This is a genomic window from Kitasatospora sp. NPDC001225, from assembly GCF_053597855.1.
Genome location: NZ_JBSFJC010000407.1, coordinates 1 through 1,800 on the forward strand (window position 1 = coordinate 1; position 1,800 = coordinate 1,800).

Annotated in this window: 3 protein-coding genes; 2 read left to right on the forward strand and 1 reads right to left on the reverse strand. The window is 75.3% G+C overall.

The features are described from left to right. Nucleotides 1-186 precede the first annotated feature (186 nt). Together ACWDCZ_RS40970 and ACWDCZ_RS40975 are read left to right on the forward strand one after the other, a co-directional pair. The gene (locus ACWDCZ_RS40970; RefSeq protein ID WP_449818669.1) at nt 187-1,059 is read left to right on the forward strand and encodes a hypothetical protein; all 873 of its coding nucleotides are present in this window, start codon (nt 187-189) and stop codon (nt 1,057-1,059) included. 12 nt (nt 1,060-1,071) lie between these two features. Beyond that, nucleotides 1,072-1,437 carry a cytochrome P450 gene (locus ACWDCZ_RS40975; protein WP_449818670.1) on the forward strand — a complete coding sequence of 122 codons (366 nt, stop codon included), beginning with the start codon at nt 1,072-1,074 and terminating at the stop codon, nt 1,435-1,437. 40 nt (nt 1,438-1,477) lie between these two features. On the opposite strand, the gene ACWDCZ_RS40980 is transcribed toward ACWDCZ_RS40975, so the two are convergent. Next, nucleotides 1,478-1,800: hypothetical protein (locus tag ACWDCZ_RS40980; RefSeq protein ID WP_449818671.1), on the reverse strand; the 323-nt coding region annotated here is incomplete at its 5' end.

A 1,800-nucleotide genomic window follows, 5' to 3' on the forward strand; every position in this document is an offset into this window, starting at 1 on the left:
GCTTCCCCCTCCTGCCCCCGGTTCCTGGGAGCCCAGCCTAGCCCAAGCTTCTGAACGCGTTCAATTATACCGTCCGCGCCACCGCCCGGACGACTGAAACCACGGTGAAACCGCACTGAAGGCGGGCCCCGGCAAGCTCCGGGGCATCGAAAGCCGCACAGCCGTGTGACGAAGGAGAGACCCGCCATGACCACCACCCCCGTCCGGCTCACCCCCGAGGACGTCGAGAACCCCGTCGGCGCCTACCCCCGCTTCCGCGAGCAGACCGGGCTGCCCCGGGTCGTCCTGCCCGGCCTGGACACCCCGGTCCGACTGGTCACCCGCTACGCCGACGTCAAGGCCGCGCTCACCGAGCCCCGGCTGGTCCGGGACCGGGCGGGGCTCGCCGCTCCGGCCGACGCCGGATCCGACCCGCAGGACGAGCTGCTGGCCGCCGCCTTCGACAGCTTCCCCGCCGAGTACGCCGGCTACCTCTCCGGCCACCTGGCACTGTTCGACGGCGAGGAGCACGCCCGCCGCCGCGCGCCCCTGACCCGCGCCTTCACCGCCCGCCGGATCGCCGCCCTGCGCGGCTTCGTCGAGCGCACCGCCGCCGAGCTGCTGGCCGACCTCGCCGCCCGGGACGAACCGGCCGACCTGCTGGGCGAGTTCGCCTACCCGCTGACCACCCAGGTGATCTGCGAGCTGGTCGGCGTCGAGGAGGCCGACCGGCCCCGGGTCTGCGGCTGGATCCGCGACTTCGCGTACGGCGACGGCAGCCGCACGGTCGAGGGCCTGGTCGGCATCGTCGACCACGTCAAGGAGCTGATCGCGCGCCGCCGCGCCGAACCCACCGGGGACCTCATCTCCACCCTGGCCCACGACACCCGCGAGGGCGAGCAGCCGCTGGACGAGGACGACCTGGTCGCGGCCGTCTTCCTGCTGATCAACACCGGCATCACCCCGCCCGCGCTGTTCCTCGCCCACGGCCTGCTCGCCCTGTTCGACCACCCCGACCAGCTGGCCCGGCTGCGCGCCGAGCCGCAGCTGCTGGAGCGGGCCGTGCCCGAACTGCTGTGATACATCACCCTGGTGCGGATCGGCGCCACCCTGTACGCCGCCGAGGACTTCACCTTCGCCGGGACGGCGCTGCGCACCGGCGACCCGGTCACCGTCGCCCTGCTGGCCGCCGACCACGACCCGCGGGAGTACGGCGAGGCGCCCGAACGCCTCGACATCGCCCGGGAGTTCGGGCGCGGCGACGGCCACCTGGCGTTCGGCCACGGCGCGCACTACTGCCTGGGCGCGGCCCTCGGCCGGCTGGTCACCTCGGTGGTGCTGGACCAGGTGCTGATCCGGCGGCCGGAGGCAGCGCTCGGGGTCGCGCGGGACGGGCTGGAGTTCGGCCACTGGCCGGCCGACGGCTTCCACCTGCTGCGGCTGCCGGTGCGGCTCTGAGCGGGCGGCGGCATGCCGGGGCCCGTTCTGGGTTCTGCGCTCAGCCGCCCACCAGCCGGCGCGCCTCGGCCGCCAGGGTGGACCGGTCAGGCGCCGCGTACGCGGCCACCGCCCGGCGGTACTCCGCCAGGTCGGCCCGCTCCGCGTCCGCCCGGGCCGCCGCCGAGCCCATGGTCGGTTGGAAGGTGCGCAGGCAGCGGAACCGCTCGGCCAGCACGACCAGCCGTACGCCCGTCCGGGTCCGCTCGGGATCGCCCTCCCGGCCGCCCCGGTCCAGCGCCACCAGGCCGAGCGCGAGCAGCAGCGCCCCCGCGAGCGGGCCCTCCACCAACGCGGCCGGCCGGCCCAGCAGTTCGACCAGCC

Excerpts from the sequence above, each read along its gene's own strand:
- ACWDCZ_RS40970 (WP_449818669.1), top strand. The coding sequence starts at position 187 with ATGACCACCACCCCCGTCCGGCTCACCCCCGAGGACGTCGAGAACCCC.